21 protein-coding genes and 1 riboswitch are annotated in these 26,168 nt (G+C 74.7%); of the genes, 9 read left to right on the top strand and 12 right to left on the bottom strand.

All coding sequences use genetic code 11. From position 1 onward, the window contains the following. Positions 1-56: 56 nt before the first annotated feature. The 4 genes from ACNF49_RS45205 (at position 57) to ACNF49_RS45190 (ending at position 4,936) form a co-directional block, all read left to right on the top strand. Positions 57-1,430 carry an ABC transporter substrate-binding protein gene (locus ACNF49_RS45205; protein WP_482941579.1) on the top strand — a complete coding sequence of 458 codons (1,374 nt, stop codon included), beginning with the start codon at positions 57-59 and terminating at the stop codon, positions 1,428-1,430. Between the two features lie 71 nt (positions 1,431-1,501). Beyond that, the gene (locus ACNF49_RS45200; protein WP_352325894.1) at positions 1,502-2,422 is read left to right on the top strand and encodes a carbohydrate ABC transporter permease; all 921 of its coding nucleotides are present in this window, start codon (positions 1,502-1,504) and stop codon (positions 2,420-2,422) included. Positions 2,423-2,424: 2 nt separating this feature from the next. Continuing rightward, positions 2,425-3,384, top strand: a complete 960-nt coding sequence (locus tag ACNF49_RS45195; protein ID WP_482941578.1) for a carbohydrate ABC transporter permease — start codon at positions 2,425-2,427, stop codon at positions 3,382-3,384. Positions 3,385-3,418: 34 nt separating this feature from the next. Beyond that, complete coding sequence (locus tag ACNF49_RS45190) at positions 3,419-4,936, top strand: glycoside hydrolase family 13 protein (protein ID WP_482941577.1); 1,518 nt, start codon at positions 3,419-3,421, stop codon at positions 4,934-4,936. Between the two features lie 63 nt (positions 4,937-4,999). Here the strand turns inward: ACNF49_RS45190 and ACNF49_RS45185 are convergent, their stop codons facing one another. From ACNF49_RS45185 to ACNF49_RS45170, 4 genes are all read right to left on the bottom strand, one after another. Next, the gene (locus ACNF49_RS45185; protein WP_482941576.1) at positions 5,000-5,983 is read right to left on the bottom strand and encodes an endonuclease/exonuclease/phosphatase family protein; all 984 of its coding nucleotides are present in this window, start codon (positions 5,981-5,983) and stop codon (positions 5,000-5,002) included. 41 nt (positions 5,984-6,024) lie between these two features. After that, positions 6,025-8,553, bottom strand: a complete 2,529-nt coding sequence (locus ACNF49_RS45180) for a protein kinase domain-containing protein (protein ID WP_482941575.1) — start codon at positions 8,551-8,553, stop codon at positions 6,025-6,027. Between the two features lie 262 nt (positions 8,554-8,815). Next, positions 8,816-9,622, bottom strand: a complete 807-nt coding sequence (locus ACNF49_RS45175; RefSeq protein WP_482941574.1) for an alpha/beta fold hydrolase — start codon at positions 9,620-9,622, stop codon at positions 8,816-8,818. Positions 9,623-9,720: 98 nt separating this feature from the next. Beyond that, the gene (locus ACNF49_RS45170; protein ID WP_482941573.1) at positions 9,721-11,199 is read right to left on the bottom strand and encodes a hypothetical protein; all 1,479 of its coding nucleotides are present in this window, start codon (positions 11,197-11,199) and stop codon (positions 9,721-9,723) included. A gap of 125 nt (positions 11,200-11,324) precedes the next feature. On the opposite strand from ACNF49_RS45170, the gene ACNF49_RS45165 reads away from it, so the two are divergent. Beyond that, on the top strand, positions 11,325-12,656 hold the full coding sequence (locus ACNF49_RS45165; protein ID WP_482941572.1) for an NsdA family TPR-like regulatory protein: 1,332 nt from the start codon (positions 11,325-11,327) through the stop codon (positions 12,654-12,656). 73 nt (positions 12,657-12,729) lie between these two features. Next, a complete protein-coding gene (locus tag ACNF49_RS45160) occupies positions 12,730-13,233 on the top strand; it encodes an NUDIX domain-containing protein (protein WP_482941571.1) in 504 nt (167 codons plus the stop codon). A 21-nt stretch (positions 13,234-13,254) separates the two neighbouring features. Here the strand turns inward: ACNF49_RS45160 and ACNF49_RS45155 are convergent, their stop codons facing one another. Continuing rightward, positions 13,255-14,709, bottom strand: a complete 1,455-nt coding sequence (locus ACNF49_RS45155; RefSeq protein ID WP_357979795.1) for a glycine hydroxymethyltransferase — start codon at positions 14,707-14,709, stop codon at positions 13,255-13,257. Positions 14,710-14,731: 22 nt separating this feature from the next. Continuing rightward, a riboswitch (ZMP/ZTP riboswitch) is annotated at positions 14,732-14,818 on the bottom strand. A gap of 81 nt (positions 14,819-14,899) precedes the next feature. Here ACNF49_RS45155 and ACNF49_RS45150 point away from each other — a divergent pair. Continuing rightward, entirely contained in the window at positions 14,900-15,844 is a 945-nt protein-coding gene (locus ACNF49_RS45150) for a MerR family transcriptional regulator (RefSeq protein ID WP_482941570.1), read from the top strand. Positions 15,845-15,876: 32 nt separating this feature from the next. Here ACNF49_RS45150 and ACNF49_RS45145 read toward each other — a convergent pair whose 3' ends face one another. Then, the gene (locus ACNF49_RS45145) at positions 15,877-17,094 is read right to left on the bottom strand and encodes a multidrug effflux MFS transporter (protein ID WP_482941569.1); all 1,218 of its coding nucleotides are present in this window, start codon (positions 17,092-17,094) and stop codon (positions 15,877-15,879) included. Between the two features lie 227 nt (positions 17,095-17,321). Here ACNF49_RS45145 and ACNF49_RS45140 point away from each other — a divergent pair, with 227 nt between their 5' ends. Next, positions 17,322-17,906, top strand: a complete 585-nt coding sequence (locus tag ACNF49_RS45140) for a carboxymuconolactone decarboxylase family protein (protein ID WP_357979801.1) — start codon at positions 17,322-17,324, stop codon at positions 17,904-17,906. Between the two features lie 20 nt (positions 17,907-17,926). On the opposite strand, the gene ACNF49_RS45135 is transcribed toward ACNF49_RS45140, so the two are convergent. The 6 genes from ACNF49_RS45135 to ACNF49_RS45110 all read right to left on the bottom strand — a co-directional run bounded on the left by ACNF49_RS45135 (position 17,927) and on the right by ACNF49_RS45110 (position 25,327). Then, complete coding sequence (locus ACNF49_RS45135) at positions 17,927-18,943, bottom strand: class I SAM-dependent methyltransferase (protein WP_357979803.1); 1,017 nt, start codon at positions 18,941-18,943, stop codon at positions 17,927-17,929. Between the two features lie 20 nt (positions 18,944-18,963). Beyond that, positions 18,964-20,037, bottom strand: a complete 1,074-nt coding sequence (locus ACNF49_RS45130) for a GNAT family N-acetyltransferase (protein WP_482941568.1) — start codon at positions 20,035-20,037, stop codon at positions 18,964-18,966. Positions 20,038-20,066: 29 nt separating this feature from the next. Next, positions 20,067-21,281, bottom strand: a complete 1,215-nt coding sequence (locus ACNF49_RS45125) for an ATP-grasp domain-containing protein (protein ID WP_482941567.1) — start codon at positions 21,279-21,281, stop codon at positions 20,067-20,069. Then, entirely contained in the window at positions 21,278-22,888 is a 1,611-nt protein-coding gene (locus ACNF49_RS45120; protein WP_357979810.1) for a carbamoyltransferase family protein, read from the bottom strand. Before ACNF49_RS45120 ends, ACNF49_RS45125 begins: the two co-directional genes overlap by 4 nt. A 4-nt stretch (positions 22,889-22,892) precedes the next feature. Next, positions 22,893-24,131, bottom strand: a complete 1,239-nt coding sequence (locus tag ACNF49_RS45115) for a hypothetical protein (protein WP_482941566.1) — start codon at positions 24,129-24,131, stop codon at positions 22,893-22,895. A gap of 125 nt (positions 24,132-24,256) precedes the next feature. After that, positions 24,257-25,327 carry a trypsin-like serine peptidase gene (locus tag ACNF49_RS45110; protein WP_482941565.1) on the bottom strand — a complete coding sequence of 357 codons (1,071 nt, stop codon included), beginning with the start codon at positions 25,325-25,327 and terminating at the stop codon, positions 24,257-24,259. 167 nt (positions 25,328-25,494) lie between these two features. On the opposite strand from ACNF49_RS45110, the gene ACNF49_RS45105 reads away from it, so the two are divergent. Then, positions 25,495-26,154 carry an AMP-binding protein gene (locus ACNF49_RS45105; protein ID WP_357979816.1) on the top strand — a complete coding sequence of 220 codons (660 nt, stop codon included), beginning with the start codon at positions 25,495-25,497 and terminating at the stop codon, positions 26,152-26,154. Positions 26,155-26,168 lie beyond the last annotated feature (14 nt).

The following is a 26,168-nucleotide window of genomic DNA, read 5'->3' as shown; positions in this document are numbered from 1 at the left end:
ACAGCGGGGCGCCTCACCGTCCCCCGGCTTCGTCAAGCTTCGGAAGGGTCAGATCGATGAAGAGATCGGACTATCGCAGGACTGTGGGGCTGCTCGTGGCGGCAGGCCTGAGCATGAGCGCCGTGGCCTGCGGCAGTGGCGACGACACCAAGCCCGAGACGCAGGGCAGCGCCTCGGGCGCCGCGCAGGTGAGCATCACCGTCGCCTGCCAGCCCGCGAAGTCCGCCCCCAAGGAGCGGCAGGCCTGGGACGACGACGTGGCCGCGTTCATGAAGGCCAACCCCGGCGTGACGGTCAAGAGCACCGACCAACAGCCCTGCTTCGACCCCAAGACCTTCGGCCCGAAGCTGGCCGGCGGCCAGATGGAGACCGTGTTCGTGGTGCCGGTCACCAACTACGGCGACGTGATCGCCAAGGGACAGGGCCTGGACATCACGCCGTACACCGGTGAGATCAAGAACTGGAACGACCTGCGCCAGGACGTCCGCGACCTGGTCACCAAGGACGGCAAGGTCTACGGCGTCCCCAACGTCCACTACAGCGTCGGCCTGGTCTACAACCGGGCGCTGTTCACCAAGGCCGGGCTCGACCCCAACAGCCCGCCCAAGACCTGGGCCGAGGTCCGCGAGGCGGCCAAGAAGATCGCCGCGCTCGGCGGCGGCGTCATCGGCTACGGCGAGTACTCCGGCGGCAACACCGGCGGCTGGCACTTCAACCAGGCCCTGTACGGCCGCGGCGGCGACATGGTCTCGGCCGACGGCAAGACCGCCGCGTTCAACTCGCCCGAGGGCAAGGCCGTGCTCCAGTTCCTCAAGGACCTGCGCTGGGTGGACAAGAGCACCGGCGCCAAGCTGTTCAACGCCTGGGAGCCCCTCATGCAGGCCATGGGCTCGGGCAAGGTCGGCATGATGCTCGGCGCCCCCGACGTCGTCACCGACGTGGTCAACAAGTTCAAGGGCGCCGCCACCGACTACGGCATCACCGGCTTCCCCGAGGCCAAGGCGTCGCTGAGCGGCGGCGAGGCGTTCTTCGTCAACCCCAAGGCCACGCCCGAGCAGGCCAAGGCCGGCCTGGCCTGGGTGAACTTCCGCTTCAACACCGTCGACAAGGGCCGCTTCGACTTCGCCCGCGGCAAGTCGCTCGGCAACCCGGTCGGCGTGCCCGACAACGACGTCTACGGCGCCTCGCCCACCGGCAAGGCCCTCCAGGACGCCCGCAAGGCCAACGCCACCCTGCCGGTGGAGAACTACCAGCCGTACGTCGACGCCTCGGCCACCATCCCGCCCAAGATGGAGCCGCCGCACGCCCAGGAGCTCTACGCCATCCTCGACGTCGCCATGTCGGCCGTGCTGAGCCGCGAGGACGCCAGCGTCGACCAGCTGCTCGCGGACGCCGAGACCAAGGCGAACGCCATGCTCGGCAAGGGCTGAGCGGAACGTGGGACCGGGGCGCCGCGCCCGCCGGCGCCCCGGTACGTCGAGTCGGTGATCGGAGACACCTCATGAGCATTGCGACCGCCGGAGCCGCGCGACGGCCGAGGCCGCCCTCGCCGTTGCGCCGGGCGTTGCGGAGGAACCTGACGGCCTACGGGTTCATGGTCGGGGCGCTGTTCTGCTTCGTCCTGTTCTCCTGGTATCCCATCGTCCAGGAGTTCATCCTCAGCTTCCAGAAGACCGACCTGGTCAACGAGCCGGAGTGGGTCGGGCTGGACAACTTCAGGGCCGCCTTCGCCGACCCCGCCTTCGGGCCCGCGTGGCTGAACACGCTCATGTTCACCGTCCTCGCGCTGGTGCTCGGCTACGGGCTGCCGTTCGCGGTGGCGATCCTGCTCAACGAGCTCCGCCACTGCCGGGCCTACCTGCGGTTCGTCGTGTACCTGCCGGTCATGCTGCCCCCGGCCGTCGCGGTGCTGCTCTTCCGCTGGTTCTACGACCCCGACGTCGGCCTGTTCAACCAGATCCTCGGCTTCTTCTCGCTGCCCGGACTCAACTGGATCTACTCGACCGACACCGCGCTGCTCTGCCTGGTGCTCGTCTCGACCTGGATGAACATGGGCTCGGCGACCCTGATCTACCTCGCCGCGCTGCAGAACATCCCGCCCGACCTCTACGAGGCCGCCGAGCTCGACGGCGCCGGCGTGTGGAAGCGGATCAGGCACATCACGATCCCGCAGACCCGGCTGATCCTGCTGCTCATGCTGATGTTGCAGATCGTCGCGACCATGCAGGTCTTCATCGAGCCGTACCTGCTCACCGGCGGCGGCCCCGAGAACGCCACCGCCACCGTCGTCTTCCTGATGTTCCAGCAGGCGTTCACCTACAGCGACTACGGCGCGGGCGGCGCGCTCGGGATGATGCTCATGGTCGTCCTGCTCGCCTTCGCCGCCGTGCAGCTCCGGCTGACCCGCGAGGAGAAGGGCTGACCATGTCGAACGCCACCCTGCGGCGCCCCGCCGCGCCGCCCTCGCCAGGACGCCGGGCGAGGAGACGGCCGCCCAGGCGCATCGAGGTGCAGTTCCGCACGATCATCTCCCCGCACCAGCTCAACAGCCGGTGGGGACGGCGGGTCTACTGGACGGTCCTGGTCGCGACGGTCGTCACGTTCACGGTCGTGTTCCTCCTGCCGATGTACTGGATGATCACCGGCGCGCTGAAGTCGGCCGAGGAGTTCGCCCAGGTGCCGCCCACGCTCTTCCCGAAGGAGCTGAACTTCGGGAAGTTCCTGGAGTCGTGGGAGCTGTTCGACATCGGCACGCTGCTGAAGAACACCGTCCTGTACGCCGCCGGCGGCTGGCTGATCACCATGTCGGTCGACGTCGCCGCCGCGTACGCGCTGTCGAAGCTGCGCCCGGCGTTCGGCAACGTCATCCTCGGCGCCATGCTGGCCACGCTGATGATCCCGCCGATGGTCGTGCTCATCCCCACCTATCTCGCCATCCACGACGTGCCGGTCCTCGGCTGGGACCTGCTGAACAACCCGTGGGGACTGTGGCTGCCCGCCGCGGCCAACGGCTTCAACATCTTCCTGCTCAAGAGGTTCTTCGACTCCATCCCCCGCGAGCTGCTCGAAGCCGCCCAGATCGACGGCGGCGGCCCGTTCCGCATCCTGTGGTCGGTGGTGCTGCCGGTCTCCCGCCCGATCCTCGGCGTGACGTCGATCTTCACGATCGTCACCTCGTTCAAGGACTTCATCTGGCCGCTGCTCGTCATGAGCGACAGCGAGAAGATGACGCTCAGCGTGGGCCTGGCCCAGACCGCCGGGGCCGTGTCGCAGGACCAGGTCATGGGCGGCCTGGTGATCGCCAGCATCCCGACCGTCATCGTCTTCTTCATCTTCCAGCGGCACATCATGGCGGGACTCACCGCCGGCAGCCTCAAGGGCTGAGTGCCTCCACCTATGGCAAGGAGTTGTCTTCAGCATGTCCGAAACGTGGTGGCGGGGAGCCGCGATCTATCAGGTCTACCTGCGCAGCTTCGCCGACGGCAACGGTGACGGCGTGGGCGACCTGGCGGGGCTGCGGGCACGTTTGCCGTACCTGTCGGCGCTCGGGGTGAACGCGATCTGGCTCAACCCCTGGTACCCCTCGCCGCTGGCCGACGGCGGGTACGACGTGGCCGACTACCGGGACATCGATCCCGTGTTCGGCACCCTGGCCGAGGCGGAGGAGTTCATCGCCGAGGCGCACGGGCTGAACATCAGGATCATCATCGACGTGGTGCCGAACCACAGCTCGACCGCGAGCGCGTGGTTCCGGGAGGCGTTGCGCGACCCGTCCGTGCGCGACCGGTTCTGGTTCCGGGACGAGCCCGGCGAGTGGCAGTCGATCTTCGGCGGCCCCGCCTGGACCCAGCTGCCCGACGGCCAGTGGTACCTGCACCTGTTCGACCCCGGCCAGCCCGACCTCAACTGGACCAACCCGGACGTGCACCGCGAGTTCCACGACGTGCTGCGCTTCTGGTACGACCGCGGCGTGGACGGCATCCGCATCGACTCGGCCGCCCTGCTGGCCAAGCCCGACGGCCTGACCGGCTCGTACGAGGACCTGGACGAGGTCCACGACGTCTACCGGAGCTGGCGCCTGATCAACGACGAGTACGCCGACCGCGTCCTGGTCGGCGAGGTCTGGCTGCCCGACCAGGAGCGTCTGGCCCGCTACCTGCGCTCCGACGAGCTGCACACCGTCTTCAACTTCCCGTTCCTGGCCTGCCCCTGGGAGCCGGCCGGGCTGCGCCAGGTGATCGAGCAGACCCTCGCCACCCACGCCCCGCTCGGCGCCCCGCCCACCTGGGTGCTGTCCAACCACGACGTCGCCCGCGTCGTCACCCGGTACGGCCGCGCCGACACCTCCTGGGACCACGGCGACCGCAGGGACGGCGCCCCCTCCGACCTGGAGCTCGGCTACCGCCGGGCGCGCGCGGCGGCGCTGCTGGCCATGGCGCTGCCCGGCGGCATCTACATCTACCAGGGCGAGGAGCTGGGCCTGCCGGAGGTGGACGACATCCCCGACGAGCTGCGCCAGGACCCGATGTGGCGGCGCTCGAACCACACGGTGAAGGGCCGCGACGGGTGCCGGGTGCCGCTGCCGTGGTCGGGAGACGAGCCGCCGTTCGGCTTCGGCACGGCCACGCCGTGGCTGCCGCAGCCGGACGCCTGGAACAAGCTCACCGTCGAGGCACAGACCGCCGACCTGGGCTCGATGCTCAACCTCTACCGGGACGGGCTGCGCATCCGTGCCGAGCGGCTCGGCGACGGGACGCTCACCTGGCTCGACCTCGGGCCCGACGTGCTCGCCTTCACCCGGGAGTCCGGCCTGACCTGCGTGGTCAACCTGAGCGCCGACCCGGTGCCGCTGCCCGCCCACGGCACGGTCCTGCTGGCCAGCGGCACCCTGGACGGCGACCGCCTGCCCACCGACACGGCGGCCTGGCTGGCCTGACACCGCCCCGGCCCGTCCGGAACGCCCGGGGACGCCCGCTCCGGGCGCGGGCCTTCCGGCGGGTCAGCCCTGGACGCGGAGGTCGGCGAAGAGGGCGCGGTGGTCGGAGCCGGGCAGGTCGAGGATCCGCACGTCCACCGCCCGCGCCCGCCCGTCCGTGAGCACGTGGTCGATCGCCACCAGCGGCGGGATCCGGCGCATCGGCCACGTGGGGACCAGCCCCTTGCCGGTGGCCGCCGCCGCGTCGGTGTAGCCGGTGCCCAGCAGCCGCCGGAACACGGCGTGGTCCAGCGTGGCGTTGAAGTCCCCGGCCAGGATCCGCGGCGCGCCCGTGGACGGCGCGGGCGGAAGCGTCCCGACCCCCGCCGCCCACTCCGGCACCGTCGAGGGCACCGGCGCCACCGGATGCACGACCACCACCTCCACCGCGCCGCCGGGCAGCGCCGCCTCCACGACCGGCATGTGGTGCCCGACCGGCTGGAACACGCCCGTACGCTCGCGCAGCGGGTGGCGCGCGTACACGCCGCTGCCGACCGGCCCCCACGTCTCCGGCTTGGTGACCTGGTACGGCAGCAGCGTCTCCAGCCCGGCCGCCGCCAGCCGGTCGCGTTCGGACCAGGTCAGCTCCTGGAGGCTGAGCACGTCCACGTTCAGGGTGCGGACCAGGTCGACGATCGTGCGGGCGTCGCCGCGGCCGCCGTTGAGGTTGGCGGTCAGCACGCGCAACGGGCGGCCGGTCGCGGCGTCCGTACCGTCGGCCAGGACGCGCGGGAGCACCAGCCAGGCCAGGCACACGCACACCGCCAGCATGACCGCGACCGCCGCCCTGCTGCGGACCAGCGCCGCCACCCCCAGCACCAGCAGCGCCGCCACTCCGAAGTACGGCGTGAAGGACACCAGCGGGACCAGCAGGACGCCCGACTCCAGGCCGCCGACCCGGACCGCCGTCCCCGCCGCGAACAGCACCGCGACCGCCGTCGCCAGCCGCCGCCAGACCCGGCGCGGACGCGTCCGCACGGGCTCCTTCACCACTTCGTCCGTGAGCACAGCCCGAACCATAGGCCGCGATTCTTAAACCTGGATGAGCGTCAGGCGGGACCGAGGCTCCACGCGCTCAGCAGCGCGTCGCCGCCGCTGCCCACGACCACGGGACGGCCCTCCAGCTCGGCCGCTGCCAGGGCCCGGACCTCGGCGCCCGGCCCCGGGCCCAGCTCCCCGACGACCTTGCCGTCGGTCAGGCTCCAGACGCGGACGACCGTCTCGCCGCCGCCCGGCGTGTGCGCGACGACCGCGACGGGCCTGCCGCCGAGCGCGCCCACGACCAGCGCGGACGCCCCCCGGTCGTCGGGGCTGCGGCGGCTGAACGTCCACTTCTTCCGGCGCTTGCCGGTCGCCAGGTCGTAGACGCGCAGGGTGGCGTCCAGGTGGGTGGAGACCAGGACGGGACGGCCGTCCACCTCGCCGCAGGCGAGCAGCTCGATGCCGCCGATCTCGCCGGTCTTGTACGAGTGTGTCACCTTTCCGTCTGACAGGCGGCGGACCCGGACGCGGTTGTCGCCGTCGCCGGTGACCAGCACGTCGTCGTCGCCGAGGCGGCCGAAGGCCAGGCCGTTGACGCCCTGGAAGTGGTCGGTGACGGCGGGGCCGATCTGGCGGCCGGTGGCGATGTCCCACAGGCGGACGACGCTGTGCAGGTCCTTGAGGCTGTCGTACTTCTGGGTGACGGCGACCGCGCGTCCGGCGGTGGTGACGGCGATGACCGGGTCGGCCGCCTTCTTCCTGCCGAGGACACCGCCCGACGGATTCCACAGCCGCATCGTGCCGTCGCCGTGCCCGGCGGCGGCCCTGCCGTCGCCGTAGGCCACGGCGGTCACGGCGGCGCCGCCGTCGCCCAGCTTGCGTACGGGCGCGGACGCCGGGCCGAGGTCCCAGACGAGCACCGTGCCCTTGGACGTGCCGCAGACGACGGTGGAGCCGGCGGCGGCCGGGGCGGCCGGCGTGCCGCTGCCCGCCGGCAGCGCCACGGGCTCCCTGACGGGCGCGCCGAACGGCTCGGCCGCAGGGGACCGGGTGGTGGGCGCCGTGGGGGATCCGGTGGGCGACCCTGTGGGGGACGTGCTGGGCCCGGGGCTCGTCGCGGCCGTCGTCGGCGTGGTCGGCGTCGTCGGCGTGCCCGTCGCCGGGGGGCCGGTCGGGTCGCCGGTGGGGCGGGGGGACGGGTCGTCGGCGAGGCCGTTCGCGGGGCGCAGGAGCAGGAAGGCGGACGCCGCCGCAGCCGCCGCGGCCGCCGCACCGCCGACCATCACGGCTCGCCGGCTCACCCGCGGGCCCGAGCCCGGCCTGGTCGCCTCACCATGAAACGCCGGCCCCGTCGCCCCGGCCAGTGACGGAGGAACCGTCGCCCCAGGTCCGGACGGAGGGACCGTCGCTCCAGGTCCGCGCGGAGGGACCGTCGCACCTGGTCCGGGCGGGGGGATCGTCGCACCGGCTCCGGCTCCGGGTCCGGTCGGCGGGGCCGTCGCGCCGGGCGGAGGGGCCGTCGCGGGGCTTCCCCCGCGCCCGTCCGGCCCTCCACCGGCCCCCGGATACGCCGGGTGGTGGGGTGCGGGCCCCTCGGAACGGAGGTGGGCCGAGCCCGGGACGCCGGGCGCGGCGGCGGGCGGGTACGGCGCGGCCGATCCTGCGGCTGCGGGTGGGTACGGCGTCGGCGAGCCCGGGGCGACGGGCGCCGACGCCGAGTTCGGTGGGGACGCGGAGTTCGGTGGGGTCGCCGAGGGCGGGGCGCTCGGGAAGGAGGTCGGGTGGGCGGAGCCGGGGGCGCTGATGAGGTGGCGGAGGAGGCCGGCGGGCGTGGGACGGGCGGCGGGGTCCTTGGCGAGGCAGGACCGGATCGGGTCCACCAGGCGGGCCGGCACGCCTGTGAGGTCGGGCACCCCGCTCATGACCTTGTGCAGGATGGCGGCGACCGTCTCACCGGCGTACGGCGGATGGCCGGTGGCCGCGAACACCATCGTCCCCGCCCAGCTGAACACGTCCGACGCCGGCCCGACCCGCTCGCCCCCGAACTGCTCGGGCGACATGTACGCCGGCGTCCCCATCGGCGCCGAGGCCTGCGTCGTCGCCCCCAGGGCCTTGGCGATGCCGAAGTCGATGACGATCGGCCCCTCGGGCCCCATCAGCACGTTGCCCGGCTTGAAGTCGCGGTGCACGATCCCGGCCTCGTGGATGGCGGCCAGCGCGGTCAGCGTGGAGATCGCCAGCCGGTCCAGAGCGCCCCCGGTACGCGGCCCCGACTCCCGGACGAGCCTCTGCAGGGTGTCGCCCGCGACGTACTCGCTCACGATGTACGGCCGCCCGTCGGCCACCCCCACGTCCAGCACGGCGGCCGTGCAGAACGCGGCCACCCGGCGCGCCGCCTCGGCCTCGCGCAGCAGGCCCCGGGTGACGTCGTCGTCCTGGGTCAGGTGGCTGTGCAGCAGCTTGATCGCGACCTCGCGGCCCGCGCCGTCGACGCCCTTGTAGACGATCCCCTGCCCGCCCGAGCCGAGCACGCCGAGCAGCCGGTGGTCGCCGATCCTCTCGGGATCGCCCGGCCGGAGCGGACGGACTTCCGGCATTCCGCTCCTCCCCTCGGGCACGTACCGGCATATGTCGGCGAACCACACCATAGGGCCGCCTGGGCGAGCCCCGGAAGCCGGGGCCGCGCGGATGGCAGGATCGAAGCCGGCACCGCACAGGAAAGGCGTCCCGCATGGCTCCCAGGATCGCGACCGCGCCGCCAGAACAAGTCGCTGATCCGGATCACGATCGACCGCTGGGGGCCGATCGCGACCGGCGGCTTCCCGCCGAACCTGACCCCCGGCGCCTGAGCCCGCCGCGTCAGCGGGCCAGCACCTCGCGCAGCACGTCGGCGAACTCCTTCGGACGGTCGACGAAGCCGCCGTGCTCGCCGGGGAACACCACCGGCGGCGCGCCGAGCAGGTCGGCCAGCGCCTGCGAGGTGCGGTACGTGAGCAGGCCGCCCGAATCGGCCCCGACGCCCACGACGACGCGGGCCGGCCCGGCCCTCAGTGCCGCGACGTCGGGCACGTAACGGGTGGTGCCGCGCAGTTCGTGCAGGAAGAAGTGGGCGGCGTCGGCCAGATCCTGCTCGGGCGACTCGCTCGGCGGCGGGGGCGGGGCGTCCTCGCCGGTCTCGAAGCCCGCGGTGGCCATGAACTTCCCGAACGCCGCCCCCGGGCCCTCCCGGCGGAACGTCTCGATGATGTCGTCCACCTCGGCGCGGCGCCGGGCCACGTCGGGCAGCAGCTCCAGCACGGGCGGCTCGTGCGCGACCAGGGTGCGCACGCGGGTGGGGTGGCGGGTGACCAGGGCCAGGCCGGTCACCGCGCCGCCGCTGCTGCCGAGCACGTCGGCCGACTCGGCGCCGAGCGCGTCGATGATCGCGAGCGCGTCCTCGGCCCGCAGGTCGGGGGTGGAGTCCTGGTCGGGATCGTCGAGCGTGCTGCCGGACACGCCGCGCGGGTCGTGGGTGACGACGGTGTGCTCGCCGGCCAGCTCCTCGGCCAGCGGCGCGAAGGGGGCGGCGTCCATCGGCGCGCCCACGAGCAGCAGCAGCGGGCCGCTGCCGCGGACGTGGTAGCGCAGGCGGCCGCCCGGGATGTCGAGAGTGTGCATGGTGCTCATCGGCGTGGGTCCTTCCGCGGAGTCGGGGTGACACCAGGTTGGACCTCCGAGGGCGCACGAACTCATCGGTCGACGGGCTTCCTGTGGCAATGTGCCGGTCAGAGCTCCTTGACCTCGTCGAACAGGTCCTCGACGGCCGCGACGATCCGCCGGGTGGCCAGGGAGGCGGCGTCCGGGCCGTCGAACGGGTGCGCCACGCCCTCGGCGACGCCCTCGACGGTGGCGAGGTGGGCCCCCGGATGGCAGACGACGTCCGGCTCGGGCAGGTTGGCCAGCAGGAACTCGCCCTGGCTCGCCCGCGCCTGCGACGGGTGCGCCCCCCGCCGCACCCACCGCAGGTTCCCCGACCGGTCCAGACGGTAGACGCCGGGGCCGTGGGCGGCCGACACGCGTACGGGGGTGTCGCGGGCCAGGCGGACCCTGACGTGGAACGGCCCGCCCGGCCGGGCCGAGCGCAGCAGCGTGCGCTGGTTGAACTCCTGCGCGTCCCCCAGCCAGCTCACCGGCCCGCCGAGCATCACCGACAGGTGGGCCAGCACGAACGGGGGCAGCCCGGCGGCCTGCTGGTTGACCGACGACACCTCGGTGCCCTCCTGGTGCCGCCACTTGATCGCCGTCAGGTAGACGCGTTCGCCCGGGGTGAGGATGGCCTCCACGCTGAACAGGCCGGCCGCGCCGTACCTGCGCCAGGCCCAGAACGCGATGCGCTCGGCGCACTCGATGAGCAGCGCGGCGGCGGGCGTCGGCCAGGGGCGCGACCAGTCGTCGCCGGTGCTGCGCATCGGCCCGGCGCCCAGCTCGGCGATCCCGGCCGAGGTGTGGGCGGGGCGGTCGGCGTACACCCGGACGCCGCCGTCGCGGTCGGGCACGCTGAGCACCGCGATCGTGCACGGCCAGCCCGGCACGTACGCCGCCACCCGGTACGGCCCGAGCAGCCGGGCCGCGCGCGGCATGTCGTCCTCGTCCGCGACGACCACGGTGCCGTGCCGGTCAGCCCGCCGGCCCGCCTGCACGACGACCCGCTCGGTGCCGACCGCGCGCCGCAGCTCGGCCAGTCCGGGCAGCCGCTCGACGTGCACGCAGGGGACGCGGGCCACCGCCGGCACGCCGGCCGCCCGCAGCAGGTCGTCCAGCAGGTGCTTGGCCTCGATCGCGGCCCGCACGTCGGCGTCGATGGCCGCGACGACCCCGCCGGGGCCGGCCAGCTCGCGCAGGCGGGCGTTGTCGTACCAGGTGAAGACGACCGGCGGGCGGTCCAGCTTGAGCAGGTGCCGGGCGGCCTCGTGCCGGACGCGGGGCAGCCAGGCGTGCCGCTCGGCGACCGACCGGGTCCTGGTGCGCTCCTCGGCGGCGACGACCATGCCGGGCAGCGCCGGGTCCCACGCCGTGTAGCAGCCGATGCTCAGCGCCGGGCGCAGGACCTCGACCGGGGCCGGGCCGGTGTAGCCGGTGCGCAGCGCGGTGCTGAACCGTTCGACGCAGACCAGCGGGCGGCCCGCCAGCGCGGCCGTCAGCTCCTCCTGCGCCGCCTCCTCCAGGCCGGTATCGCGCCGGCCCGCGCCGTGCAGCCCCTCCATCAGCCCCTCCCTCGCCGTCCTCCGCTCGGGGCCGTCCCCGAGGGGGCACGGCCCGCACTCTTGACGGTGCGCCACGTCCGGCGCACCGTCGAGGCCACAGTGATGTGAAGCGATGTGAAGATGAGATGCCGCCCCGGCGTACCCACCCAGTCGTCAACCGGGCGCTGGCGGCGTTGATCGAGCAGGCGGGCTGGACGCATGCGGCCACCGCGCGGCACGTCAACGCCGTCGCCGCCGAGAGTGGCGAGCGCGTGCACTACGACCGCTCGGCGGTCGGCCACTGGCTGACCGGCACGATCCCGCGCCCCGAGGCGGTGCGCGCGGCGGTCGAGGCGTTCCGCCGCCGCCTGGGCAGGCCCGGCCTGCGCCCGGCGCATCTGGGCTGGCCGGAGCCGGGCGGGTCGCCGTCCGCCGACGATCCCTGGCGCGGCGATCCGGTCGCCCGGCTCGCCGTGCTGGGCGAGGACGACCTGCTCAACCGGCGCACGTTCACCCTGGCCGCGTTATCCGGCTTATCCGGCTTATCGGTCCTGTCCGCGCGGCGGGCGGGCGGCCGCGCGGCGGCCCGCCGGGCCGGCGCGGGCGACGTCGAACGGATCCGCGCCACCACCCGCGCCTTCGCCGACCTGGACGACCGCTACGGCGGCGGCCACGCCCGCGCCGCGGTCGCCGCCTACCTGTCCCGCGAGGTCACGCCCCTGTTGCACGGCACGACCGGCCGCCGCAGGCCCGACCTGTTCGCCGCCGCCGCCGAGCTGAGCTACCTGGCCGCCTACATGGCCATGGACGCCGGCGCCCACGCCCTGGCCCAGCGCTACTACATCAGCAGCGTGCGGCTCGCCGACGAGGCCGCCGACCTGCCGCTGCGCGCCACCGCCCTGCGCAGCATGGCCGTCCAGGCGGCCGAGCTGGGCCACGACGGCGAGGCGCTGGCCCTGGCCGAGGCGGCCGCGTCCGCGCTGGCCGGGCACGGCCCCGCCCGCACCCAGGCATGGATCACCGGCATGCGCGCCGAGACCCACGCCGCCGCCGGCACCCGCTGGGACGCGCTCAGGCTGCTCAGCCGTACCGAGACCCAGCTCGAACGCGCCGACTCCGTCCCCGAGTCGGAGTGGACGGGCAACTACCGGCGCGAGTCCCTGGAACACCAGATCGGCCTGACCCTCACCCAGCTCGGCGACCACGCCACCGCCGCCCGCCACTTCGCCGCGTCGATGCGGGCCAGACGGCCGGTCGAGCTGCGCACCCGTGCCCTGATCGGGCTGCGGGCCGCCCACTCCCTCCTCCGCGCGGGGGAGGTGGACCAGGCGGCGGCCACCGTCCTCGACCTGAGCGACGACATCCGGCTGATCTCCTCGGCCCGGGTCCGGGAGGAGCTGCGCGGCCTGCGCGCCGCCTGGCAACCCCACCGCGGCAACGCCCTGGTCAGCCGCGCGGACCGCTCGGTCGCGGGCTGACCCCGCAGCACCGCCGTCCAGGCGGGCCGGGCGGGGCCCGTGCGTACGTCGGGTCCGGCTCTAGGATCGCGGCGTGATCAGGAACGCGTACTGCTCCTTCTGCGGCGCCGCCTTCGCCCCCGCCCAGCCCTGGCCCCGCACCTGCGCGGCCTGCGGGAACACCAGCTATCTCAACCCGCTGCCGGTCGCGGTGACGCTGCTGCCCGTCGACGACGGCCTGCTCGTCGTCCGCCGGGACGTCGAGCCGCGCCGAGGCGAGCTCGCGCTGCCCGGCGGGTTCATCGACCTGGGGGAGTCCTGGCAGCAGGCGGCCGTGCGCGAGCTGCGCGAGGAGACGGGGGTGGTGGCCGAGGCCGCCGACGTCACGCTCTTCGACGTGGTCAGCGCCCCCGACGGAACCGTGCTGATCTTCGGGCTCGGCCCGCGTGTCACCGCGTCCGCGCTGCCGCCGATGGAGGCCACGGACGAGACGAGCGAGTGGGTGGTCATCGAAGGGCCCGCCGAGCTGGCCTTCCCCGCCCACACCCGGATGGCGTCCGCCTACTTCGCGGGACGGGCCCGTCGCGGGCCGGAGTGAGCGGGGTGGGCGGCCGGCGGGTCAGCTCAGGTCGAGGCCCGGGTAGAGCGGGTGGGCGGCCAGCAGCTCGGCCGCCGCGGCGCGGGTCTTCTCGGCGGTGCTCTGCGGCAGGTCGTACTTCGCCTTGGAGGTGGCCGACGGCGTGGTGTCGGCCAGCACGCCGACGATCAGCTCGGCGACCTGGTCGAACTCCGGCGTCCCGAACCCGCGCGAGGTGAGCGCCGGGGTGCCGATCCGGATGCCCGAGGTGTACCAGGCGCCGTTGGGGTCGCGCGGGATCGCGTTGCGGTTGGTGACGATCCCGGCGTCGAGCAGCGCCGACTCCGCCTGCCGGCCGGTCAGCCCGTACGTGGACACGTCGAGCAGCACCAGGTGGTTGTCGGTGCCGCCGGTGACCAGCCGTACGCCGCGGCGCGCCAGGCCCTCGGCCAGGGCGACCGCGTTGGCGGCCACCGCCCGCGCGTAGTCGGCGAACGCGGACTGCCGCGCCTCGGCCAGGGCGACGGCCTTGGCCGCCATCACGTTGCCGAGCGGGCCGCCCAGCACCATCGGGCAGCCCCGGTCGATGGAGTCGGCGTACTCGCGCTGGCACAGCACCAGGCCGCCGCGCGGCCCGCGCAGCGACTTGTGCGTGGTGGTCGTCGTGACGTGCGCGTACGGCACCGGGTCGTGCACGCCGGTGAACACCTTGCCCGCGACCAGCCCGGCGAAGTGCGCCATGTCCACCATCAGGACCGCGCCCACCTCGTCGGCGATCTCCCGCATGCGGGCGAAGTCGATGCGCCGCGGGTAGGCCGAGTACCCGGCGATCAGGACCAGCGGGCGGAACTCGCGGGCGGTCGCGCGCAGCGCGTCGTAGTCGAGCAGGCCGCTCTCCGGGTCGGTGCCGTAGGAGCGCTGGTGGAACATCTTGCCCGAGATGTTGGGACGGAAGCCGTGGGTCAGGTGACCGCCCGCGTCGAGCGACATGCCGAGGGCCCGCTGGTCGCCCAGGGCCTTGCGCAGGGTCTCCCAGTCGTCCTCCGACAGGTCGTTGACGTGCCGCGCGCCGGCGGCAGCCAGGGCCGGGGCCTCGACCCGGTGGGCCAGGATGCCCCAGAACGCCACCAGGTTGGCGTCGATGCCCGAGTGGGGCTGGACGTAGGCGTGCTCGGCGCCGAACAGGGCCTTGGCGTGGTCGGCCGCCAGCTGCTCGACGGTGTCGATGTTCTGGCAGCCGGCGTAGAAGCGGTGGCCGATCGTGCCTTCCGCGTACTTGTCGGACAGCCACGTGCCCATCGTCAGCAGGACGGCAGGGGAGGCGTAGTTCTCGCTCGCGATGAGCTTCAGCGAGGCGCGCTGGTCGGCCAGCTCGGCGCGGATCGCGCCGGCCACGCCGGGCTCCACGGCGGCGATCACGTCGAGCGCGTTGCGGTAGGCGGCCGACACGGTGGCCGCGTCGTGGGCGCCGTAGGAATGGGGGTGCTCTTCAGCCATGACTTCTCCCGAGCCGTCGAAGTGAGGGCACCCAGGCGCGCGGCGACGTCCAGGACCGCTCCCCGGTGGTCAGTCCCACCTTACGATCACGCCAGTCACGATCCGAGGCTGACACTACGGTCATCGGCCTGAGCCGCGCAACGAGGGAGGCGCTTGAGCCTCCACCAAGGGGAGACGCCAAGGTGGAGCCATGGACGGCGGCACCCTCTACACGATCGGCGACCTGGCGCGGCGGACCGGGCTCCCGGTCAAGACCATCAGGTTCTACTCCGACCGCGGGATCGTGCCGCCGGTGGAACGCAGCCCGGCCGGCTACCGCCTCTACGACGCCGCCGCCGCGGCCCGCCTCGACCTCGTGCGCACCCTGCGCGACCTCGGGATCGACCTGGTCACGGTCCGCAAGGTCGTGGACCGCGAGCTGACGCTCGCGCAGGTCGCGGCGGCGCACGCCGAGGCGCTGGAGGTGCGCATCCGTACGCTGCGGATGCGGCGCGCGGTGCTGACGGCGGTGGCCCGGCGCGGCTCGGGGCCCGAGGAGATGGAGCTCATGCACAGACTCGCAGGACTGTCGGAGGACGAACGCCGCCGCCTGGTCGGCGACTTCCTGGACGCCGCCGTCCCGGACGCCGGGCCGGGGCTCGCGGGGATCAGGGTCTCGCTGACCCCCGAACTGCCGGACGACGCCGAGCCGGAGCAGGTGGAGGCGTGGCTGGAACTGGCCGAACTGATGGCGGACCCGTCCTTCCGCGCGAGGCTGCACGACCTGACCACCGACCACGCCACCGACCACGCCACCGACCATGCCGGAGGCCATGGGGAAGGGGTGCTGCGGGACGCCGTGTCGCTGGGCGTGTGGGCGGCGGGGAAAGCGCTGGCGGCGGGCGTGGATCCCGCCGCGCCCGAGTCCGCGCCGGTCGTGGCGACGGTCGCCGGCGAGTACGCACGCCTCCTGGGCCGTCCCGACGACGCCGGCCTCCGGCGGCGGCTGCTGGCCAGGCTGACGGCGGCGAACGACCCCCGCAGGGAGCGCTACCTCCGCCTGCTCGCCGTGGTCAACGCCTGGCCGCCCCCGGCCCCGTCGGCCCCGGCCCTCGACTGGCTCGTCACCGCCCTGCGCACCCACCCGGCCCCCTGAACCCAGGCCCCGAAGACACCACCGGACGGGGCTCAGCCGCGGGCGGGGGCCTCGGCGGTGGTGGGGCCGGTCTCGGGGAGGCCCCGGGTCAGCAGGCGGGCGCCGATGCCGAGCAGCGCGCTGACGACCAGCGTGACGCCCATCGGCAGAGCGGTGTCCGCGCCGCCCAGGCCGACCAGCGGCGAGACCAGCGCCCCGAGCGCGAACTGCAACGCGCCCATCACGGCCGCCGCCGTGCCGGTGGCGTACGGCGCCCGCCCCACCGTCAGCGCCGCCGCGTTCCCCATGATCAGCGTGAACGAGCTGACCAGCACGAACAGCACCGGCAGCACCACCACCGCGGCCACCTCCGCCCCCAGCAGCACCAGCAGGACGGCCGACAACCCCAGCACGGCCGCCTGCCCGGTCCGCAGCAGCCCCTCCGGGCTGAACCGGCGCACCAGGCGCGCCCCGACCAGGCCGGTCAGCGTCATGCCCAGCGCGTTGGCGGCGAACGTCACGGTGTAGGCGGGGGTGGACAGGCCCAGGACGTTCTGCACGACGAAGGGCGAGGCCGAGATGTACCCCATCAGCCCCGCGAAGCCGAACGCGAAGGAGAAGGCGTAACCGAGATAGCCCCGGTCGGCGAACAGCCGCCGCACGGTCCGCCCGGTGGCGGCCAGGCCGCCCGCGTGCCGGCGCTCGGGCGGCAGCGTCTCGGGCACGACGAGCGCCGAACCGAGCAGCATCACCGCCGAGATCCCGGCCATCACCCAGAACTCCGCGCGCCACCCGGCGGGCGACAACGCGCCGCCGATCAGCGGGGCCACGACGGGCGCGACGCCGACCACCGAGGCCAGCAGCGAGAAGATCCGCGCCGCCGCCCGGCCGGACGTCAGGTCGGCCGCCACCGCGCGGCCGATGACGATGCCCGCCGACCCGGCGAACCCGTGCACGAAGCGCAGGGCGACGAGCGTCCGGATGTCCGGCGCCAGCGCGCACAGGACGCAGGCGGCCAGGGCCGCGGCGGTGGCCAGCAGGATCGGCCGGCGGCGGCCGAACCGGTCCGACAGCGGCCCGATGACGAGCTGCCCCAGCGCCAGCCCGGTGAGGAACGCGGTCAGCGTGAGCTGCACGCCGGCCGCCCCCGCCCCAAGGTCGGCCGCCAGGTCGGTGAACACGGGCAGGTACATGTCGGTGGCCAGCGGCGCCACCGCCGACAGCAGGCCGAGCACGACCAGCAGCGGCCCGGACACCCCGGTCCTGGTCACGAGGCACGCCCCGGCGGGCAGTGGCGCTGATGGCGGTGGTGGGGAGTGGCGAACTCCATGGTGTCTCCAAGACGGCCGCGCGGCTAGAGACCTAGGATGTTCCGTGATCCGGCCACGGCTAACCGCGCCACCGGCAGCGGAGGGCGAGACGTTACCGCAGGTCCACCCACCACCGGAGCCGGCCAGAGCCCGGGTGAGCCGCGCCGTCGCCGAGACAGGAGCATCGCATGACCGCCCGGCTGCCCGCCCTTCCCCCGGAGGACCTGGACGATGCCCAGGCCGAGGTCTACCGCGCCGTCACCGGCGGCCCCCGGGCGGCGGGCCCCCAGGTCTTCCCCCTCGCCGACGAGCGGGGACGGCTGCGCGGCCCGTTCAACGCCATGCTGCTGAGCCCGCCGGTCGGTGGCGCGCTCCAGGCGCTGGGCGCGGCGGTGCGCTACGGCTCGGTGCTGCCCGACCGGGCCAGGGAGCTGGCGATCCTCGTGGTCGCCGCCCACTGGGGCAGCGACTTCGAACGCGACGCGCACGAGGCGGTGGGCCGGTCCTGCGGCCTGACCGAGGCCGAGCTGACCGCGGTGCGCGAGGGACGTCCGCCCGACCTGGCCGACCCGGCCGAACGCGCCGCCGTGCGCGCCGCGCGCGAGCTGACCCGGGCCGGGACGCTGGGCGAGGAGGACTACCGGGCGGTCACGGCCGCGCTCGGCGAGCGCGGCCTGTTCGAGCTGACCACCCTGGTCGGCTACTACGCCACGCTGGCCCTCCAGCTACGCGTCTTCGCGGGCGAGCTGCCCCCGAAGCAGCGCGAGAGCTGAGCGGCGGGCGTTCACGCGTCTCACGCCGGGAGGCGGCCGGTGGGTCTGGTGGCCACGGCGACCAGGGCCGTTCTCGGGACCTCCGCCACGTACTGCCCGTCGCGCCGGTGGACGACGGGGCGGGGCGGCGTGGCGGGCTCCGGCGGCCGGCGCGTCCCGTGGTCGAAGTGCCGTTCCAGGACCCGCCAGGCCGCCTCGGCGTCCTCCAGGGCGGCGAAGTACCCGCCCAGGCCGTACATGTCGGCGACGTAACGGCACATCCGCTCCTTGGCGGCCCGCTCGCTCCCGGCCCGGACGATCAGCGGGTCGTACAGGTCGAGCACCCGTACGGGCAGGCCCGCGTCGGCGAACAGGGCGGACAGGCCGGGCCGGGTGAAGTGCCGGTAGGCGTGCCCGCCCGCCGCGTGCGGATGCACGACCTGCGCGAAGAAGCCCGCCATGGGGCCGGAGTCGTCGAAGTCGTGCAGCACGATCCGGCCGCCCGGCCGCGTCACCCGTGCCGCCTCGGCCACCGCGCCCGGCCGGTCCGCCGGGGGGATGTGATGGGTCCCGTACGCCAGCAGCACCCCGTCGACCGACCCCTCCCGCAGGAACAGGAACTGGGCGGCCTGCCGCACCGCGGGCAGCCCCTGGGCGAGCGCCCGGTCGACCATCTGGCCGGACAGGTCGCCGGTGATGATCGCCGGTTTGGCGTCCAGGCTGCCGAGCCGGCCGGCGGCCGCCCGCGCGACCGTCCCGTCCCCGCCGAGGACGTCCAGCAGCAGCGGCGGCCCGGCCGCCGGATCGGGGGCGAGCAGCCCGAGCAGCGCCCGGATGCCGGTCCAGCGCACCAGCGCGTCCTGCTGCGCCCGGCGGTAGGAATCGCCCCGCCCGCCGCGGTCGGAGTCGAACTCGCTGCTGGTCGCGGCGAGCACGCCGAGCGCCCGCGCCGCGCCCGGCCGGTCGAAGTCCAGCACGGCGTGCAACTGCGGATGGACGGTCGCGACCAGGCGCAGGTACTCGTCCAGGGTCAGCGAAGGGAGATAGGAGGCGCGCACCGGCCCTCGTCCTTTCCTGGTCACGTGCTGGATGGCGGGGACGGGAGCTGCGGCGGGTCGAGGCGGTGGCCCAGCCCGCCGACGAGCCGGGTGACCAGCTCGCTGCGGGCGGCGAACAACCGGCTGCGCGGCTCCAGCCGCACCCCGAACTGCTTCTTCGTCTCGTACGCCGCGCCGCCGAGGCGCAGCCGGCGCGCGCCCGAGCCGACGGCGGCCCGTACGCACGCCGTGAGCAGCGCGTGGTAGACGGCGGTGCCCTCGGTGAGGGCGTAGTCGCGCCCGATCCACCGGGCGACCAGCTCGTCACCGTCGCGGAGCAGGGCGACGCAGCCGGCCGGCGCGCCGTGCCGGCGGGCGGCCAGGACGGTCAGGTCCGCGCCCAGGGCGCCGGCCGCCTCGGTGAACAGGCGCGGCCGGTAGAAGACGTGCGGCCCGTGGCGGAGGTCCACCGCGGCCACCATCGGGCCCAGCCGGTCCAGCAGCCGGCCCGGCAGCCGGTCCGGCTCCCCGCCGGGCCCGGCCGTCAGCGGCCGGACCTCGATGCCCTCCCGCGCGGCCCGCCGCTGCGTGCGCCGGATCTCGGCCCGCCTCTTGCGCGGCAGATGGTCCAGGTACGCCTCGTACGACGGCCACGTCAGGTCCAGCAGCGTCTCCGGCAGCCAGCCCAGGCGGCTGTACCCCGGCTGCCCGGCGGCGTGCGGCAGGTGGTCGACGACGCAGAACAGCAGCCGCTCGCGCCTGACCAGCGACCGCACCGCCCGCAGCAGGACCCGCCGCTGCGGCCCCTCACCGCCCAGCAGCCCGGACGTCGCCGTCATCGGCGCCTGGACCTGGAGGAACGGCCACCTCCTGGTCAGCCGCCCGAACCGGGACTCCAGCACCGGGTTGTGCAGCCGGTGCTCCAGGGCGCACACCGCCGCGGCCACGAGCCCGCCGTCCTTGCGGACCAGCAGGTAGCGCGGCCGGTGCCCGGACAGGACGCGTTCGGCCAGGGCCAGCCAGTGATGCCGCACGAAGGGCACGCCGTCGGCGAGCGCGTCCCACTCCCCGGCCCCGACCTCGCCGATCGAGGCCGCCACCTCAACGCTGTACATCGCCCACCTCGCCCGCCGGGCGGGCCACGTCAGCGCCGTCCATCGCCGCGCACCTCGAAGCGCAGCGCCCGGGTCACGGCGGCGGCGGCCGCGTCCAGCTCCGCCGGGCCGGACGCGTGCACGACGAACCAGCCGAGCCGGTCGGAGACGTCGCGGTAGGGCCGCACCCGCTGCCCGGGGCGGGCCAGCAGGACCAGCTCGGCCACCTCCGGCAGCGCCCTGGCCGCCTCCACGCCGGACACCGACACCAGCTCGCCCGCCCGCCCGGCGGTCAGCACCCGCCACAGGACCGGCCGGGGCGGGTGCGGGCGCAGCTCGATCGGCAGGCCGACCGCGGCCTGCACGGCGGCCCGCACCGGATCGACGCCGTAGCAGGACCGCACCATGTCGTCGGTGCCGTTGCCGCCCGTGCGCAGCCCGAGCTCGATGACGTACGGCCGGCCGTCCGGGGTGACGATCAGGTCGAGGTTGAGCGGGCCGCGCCGGTAGTCCAGGCGCTCGCAGACCTTGTCCATGATCGAGCGCGTGGTGTCCAGGACGCCGCCGGGCAGCCCGGCCGGCATCCGGCGGCTCATGGTCAGCACCAGCGGGGGCGGGCTCACCGTCTGCAGGCTGGTCGCGACGAACGCCACCCGCCCGTCGTCCACGACGCACTCGCAGTTGCACAGGATCCCGCGGATCTCCTCCTCGACCATCACCAGCCCGCCGTACGAGCTGCGCCGGGCCTCCTCGGCGGCGGCGAGCACGTCGCCGGGGGAGGCGCACCTGCTCACCCCGCGCCCGCTCTGGGCGTCGGCGGGCTTGACGACCACGGGGAAGCGCAGCTTGCGCGCCCGGACCGCCAGGTCGGCCGGGTCGTCGCCGATGATCCACGGGTAGGAGGACACGCCCAGGTCGTCGAGGATGCCGCGCAGCACCCATTTGTCCACCGAGGCCCGCGCCGCCGTCTCCGACAGCCGGGCCGGCAGCCCGTACGCGTCGGCCACCGCGCGCAGCGCGGGCACCGCGACGTCGCTGGAGGGGGCCACCACGCCCGCCAGGTCGGCACGTCCGGCGAGCGCGGCCGTGACGGCGGCCGGGTCGTGCGTGCTGACCGGCAGGTACTCGTCGGCGAGGGCGACGCCGGGCGCGTCGGCCGAACGGTCGACGGCGATCGTCCGCAGGCCCATGCCGGCCGCCGCCCGGTAGGTGGACAGCGAGCCGTCGGCGGCCCCGAGCACCACCAGGGATCTCGCGCCGCTCACCGGTCCGCCTCCTGGCCGCCCCGGTCGTCCGTCCGGCGCTTGCGGGCCCAGAACGGGCCGAGAGCCAGCGCGTCCGCGCCCGTCCTGAGGTAGCAGGCGACGGCGTCCTCGGGCGTGCACACGATCGGCTCGTCGTCGTCGCGGAAGGAGGCGCCGGCCAGCATCGGCACGCCGGTCAGCGCCTCGAAGCGGGTGATCAGGGAGTGGAAGAGCGGGTTGGCGGCACGGCTCACCGTCTGCACGCGGGCGCTGCCGTCCACGTGCGTGATCGCGGGCACCTCGCCGCGGCGGTGGTCCAGCACGTCGAACCCGAGCAGCATGACCGGCGAGGAGTGGCCGCCGGCGAAGTAGTCCCCCGACCGCTCGGCCAGGCACGACGGCGCCAGCGGCAGGAACGGCTCCCGGCGCCTGACCCGTTCGTTCATGCGCGCGGCGGACGTGGGGTCGCGCGGGTCGGCCAGCAGCGAGCGGTTGCCCAGGCCGCGCGGCCCGCACTCCGTCCGGCCCTGGAACCAGCCCACGATCAGGCCGTCGGCGATGCGGGCGGCGGCGTGCCGGGCGATGTCGTCCGGCCGCCGGTAGTCCACGCCCGCGTCGCGCAGCGCCTTCTCCATGCGTTCCTCGGTGTAGCCGGGCCCGGCGAAGACGTGACCGCCCGCCGGGCGGGGCCGGCCGTACAGGCCGACGCTCACCTCCAGCGCCGCGCCGAGCGAGGCGGCGGCGGGCTGGGCGAACAGCTCCTCGAAGCCGGACTCGGCCAGCAGGCGGCCGTTCAGCATCGGGTTCATCGCCGTCTCGCCGGCCACCGCGAGCCGGGTCGTCCCGGTCGTCTCGCGCAGCCATCGGGCCAGGTGCAGCCCGGCCCGCTCAAGGGTGGCCTGGAGGGCGAAGGCGATGTCCACGGCGTGCTGGGTGAGGGCCTCACCGGCGGGCGGGCCCGGCGGCCCGAAGGCGTCGAGGAACTTCGCCGAGACCGTGTGCCGCCCGCCGCCCGCGTGCGGCTCGAACCAGCTCAGGTCCAGCTCGTGGCCGCCGTACGGGGTCAGGCGCAGCAGGTCGGCGAAGGGCTGGACGTAGGTGTCGCCGCCGTACGCCGCCAGCGCCATCACCTTGTCCTCGTCCAGGCCGGGACGGAAGCCGAGGTAGCCGGTGACCGCCGCGTACAGGGCGCCCAGCGAGTGGGGGTGCCCGACGTGCCGCAGGTGCCTGATCCGGTCCCCGTCGGCCACGGCCAGGCAGGTGCCGGTCCCGTCCATCGTGAGCACGGCGGCGGAGTCGAACGGGCTCACATGGAAGGCGCCGGCCGCGTACGCGCGGTGGTGTTCCACCAGGTGCACCCCGAACCCGGCGGGCCCGGTGTGCCCGGCGGCCTCCTTGACCTCCCAGCCGGGCGGGGAGCCCGTCCGCTGCCCGTGGAAGGCCACGTGGTCCACCTCGTCCAGCCCGATCCCCGCTTGTTCCAGGCAGTACGCGACCGCCCGGCGGGGGAACCGGCCGTCGTGCCGGACGCGGGTGAGTCGCTCCTCCTCGGCGAACGCCACGATCTCGCCGTCGCGCACCAGCGCCGCCGCAGAGTCGTGCGCCCGGGAGATGCCCAGTACGTACATGTCGTCACTCCGAGTCTCGCGAGATCAGCATCCGGCGCATCACATGGGCCTTCACGGGCACCCCGAGGGCGAGCGCCACCAGGCCCCCGGCCGCCCCCGACCACGGCACGACGACGACCGCCAGCGAGGCGGTGGCCACCAGCCCGGCGAACGCGCCCGCCGACGTCACGGCGAGCACGTCGTTGTTCGTGTTCTCCACCAGGTAGGCCGCGTACATCACGGTCAGGAACAGCGCCAGGACGACGACGACCAGCCCCGCCAGCACCGGTGGCGACGTCGCGAGCCCCCACCCGAGCAGGGCCGCGCAGGCGACGGCGACGGCGGCCCCCGCCCACCCGGCCCGGCCGAGCAGCCGTGCCGCACGAGCCCGCCCGGCCCGCCCGGCGAGCCCGCGCAGCCGTCGCGAGGTCGCGGGCTGCGCGACCCGCAGCAGGTAGATCACGAGCTGGCAGACCGCGACCGCCGGAAGCAGCGCGAGATACAGCACGCCGCTCTGCCCCGCCCGCCCCGAGGCGCCCAGCACCAGGTACACGACCGCGAAACAGAGCGCGTCACACAGGTCGGCCGCCCCCAGCAACCAGGTGGCCCGCGCCAGGGGACGCAGCAGCGACCGCCGCCCACGGCCGGAAGGAGGGCGCAGCCAGTCGCGGGGCAGCGCCGCGAGCGCCCCGCAGGTCACCGCGACCGTCCCGGCCAGGACGAGCAGCAGGTGCGTCTGCGGCGGCCAGCCGATCCACAAGGTGGCGGCGGTGACGGCGAGCACCACGCCGCCGCTCGCCGCGAACGCCGCCGTGTCCAGCACGGGCCGGCCCCGTACGCGGTGCAGCCCGGAGACCGTCATCAAAAGGCCCGTGCAGGCCGACCACGCCCCGGCCGCGAGGCAGAGGGCCGCCATCGACGACGGCGCGGTCACCGCCACGGGAACGAGCACCGCCAGCAGCACCGCGACCGGCGCGGCGGACATGGCCACCGTCAGCCTGGCCACCGCCGGGCCGGTCCGCCTGACCCGCGCCAGCGTCTTCAGCGCGGCCTTCTCCGGCGCGTCCGCGACCAGGAGCAGCCATCCGCACAGCCCGAGCGCGGTGGCGTAGTGGCCGAACGCGGACCCGTCCCACACGACCGCCGGCGCCACCGCGGCGACCTGCGTACCGGCCCTGAACGCGCCCCGCCCCGCCAGCAGCCGCAGCACCGCCACCGGCCGGAGGCGGGACGCGGCGTGCGCGTCGGGATGGGTCTGGGTCAATGTGGTCCCCCGTCGGTCGCCTGACGGCGTGGTGGCGTTCGTGCGCCGGGTCAGAGCGTCCGCCGTGCGGCCGGAATACCGGCCGGGGGGCCCAAAACAGATCAGTCAGCGGACGCCGGCGGTGGTCAGGCGGCGCCGGAGCGTTGTGCGGCCTGGTAGACGGCCATGGCCTCGTTCCCGAAGAAGGGGCCGAACATGAAGTCGGGGGCGAAGTCGTACTTGAAGCTGTTGACGGAGTTCAGCCAGCCGAGGCCGCTGGCGGTGTCGAACCCCTCGAACCACGGCCCGCCGCTCGACCCGCCGGTCATCGCGCAGCGCAGCCCCTGGTCGCGGGTCCTGACCGGGTCCTTGAACACCCGCCCGCTGCAGAACACGAGGTCGGAGCCGTCGAAGGGGGCGGCGGCCGGGTAGCCGAAGGAGAACATCTGCCGTCCGGTGGGCTGGTTGAAGGCCACCCCCTGGCCGCCGACGACGTCGGTGAGCGTACGCCCCTGCAAGGGCGCGACCACGGCGGCGGCGACGTCGAAGTTGATGTCCTCGTTGGTGTTCCACTGCTGGGTGGTCAGCAGCCGGGTGGCCACCCACGTGCCGAACGGGCGGCGGCCGTCGTCGAAGCCCGGGACGAACACCCAGTTGCGGTGGGCGGCGCCGCCCATCTTGACGCAGTGGCCCGCGGTCATCACGACGCTCTCGTTGGCGCTGGTCACCGCGGTGCCCGAGCAGGAGGCCGTCCGCCCCTCGGCGGTGGTGAAGAAGACCCGGCCGACCGTGCGGGCGACGCCGCCGCCGTCGGCCCACGCCTGGCCGGGACTGTTCTGCGCGGGCGCCGCCCGGCGGGCCGCCGTGCTTCCGGCGAGCGAGGAGGCCGCCCCGCCAGTCCGGGGGCCGGTCAAGGAGCCGGTCCAGGAGGAGGTCGTGATCCGGCGGCCGCCCGTGACGCCGCGGGTCGCCCAGGGCGTGCCCTGCGTCGGCCCGTCGGAGGACGTCCCGCGGCGCGGCGTGGGCGCGGAGAGCGGCCTGGCCGCCCGCATGCGCTCCGGCGTCCAGTAGTCCATGACGGTCCTGCGCTGGGCCGACGAACCGGCCCCCGACCAGCCCACGGGGCCGCGGTCCTGGGTGGTCCCGGCCTGCGCGGGGACCGGCGCGCCCGCCACGGCGAGCGCGACGACGGCGAGCAGGGCGACTCTGCGGTGCATGACGTACCTCCGAAACCGGAACCGGGATCTGCCGTCAGGAGGTACGCGCGCCGCCCCCGCGCGGGCTCAAGCCATGCGGAATCGGGTATGGGCGCGGCCGGATTACACACCCGGTTACACACTCTGGACCATGCCGCCCGGCCGTCCCCCTTCCTAGCCTGGGGGCCATGACTGGTTGGACGGAGACGGTCCTGCTGCGGGCGGCCGCTCTCGGCCCGCGGGTGGCGGTCGCCGAGGCCGCGAGCGGCGCCACGCTCACGTACGGCACGCTCGCCGTCCGCGCCCGCCAGGCCGCGCAGGGCCTGCGGCGGCGGGGCCTGCGCCCCGGCGACCCGGTGGTCGTGCTGCTGCGCGGCGGTTGCCACCTCCCCGTCGCCGGGTACGCCGTGCTCGCCGCGGGCGGCGTGGTCGTGTCCATCCCCGGCGGACCGGCCGCCGCCGGGGCCCGCATCATGATCACCGACCGGGACGACGCCGACGCCATCGCCCAGGAGGCCGACATCCGGCAGGTCTACTCCTTCACCGGCATCCCCGGCACCGCCGGCTTCGACAGCCTGCTCGGCGCCGACGGCCCGATCGAGCCCACCGCCCGGCTCACCACCGCCCGCAAGGTGGGCGCCGCCGACGTCGTCCTGGTCGCCGGGGCCGACCTGCGGGCGTACGACATGGTGCTCGGCGCGGGCGCGCGGCTGGTCGCGGCGCACGAGCCCGACCCGGCCGAGTGCCGCAGGATCATCACCGAGCACGACGTCACCCTGCTGATCGACGCGCGGCTGCGGATCGTCCCGGTCCGCGCCCCCGATCCCGCGCTTGGGGCAAACCTCTGACAGCTCGTGAGGGC

The organism is Actinomadura sp. ATCC 39365 (assembly GCF_054392275.1).
Note: the sequence above shows the minus strand (reverse complement) of the source record. Positions and strands in the feature narration are given on the sequence as shown.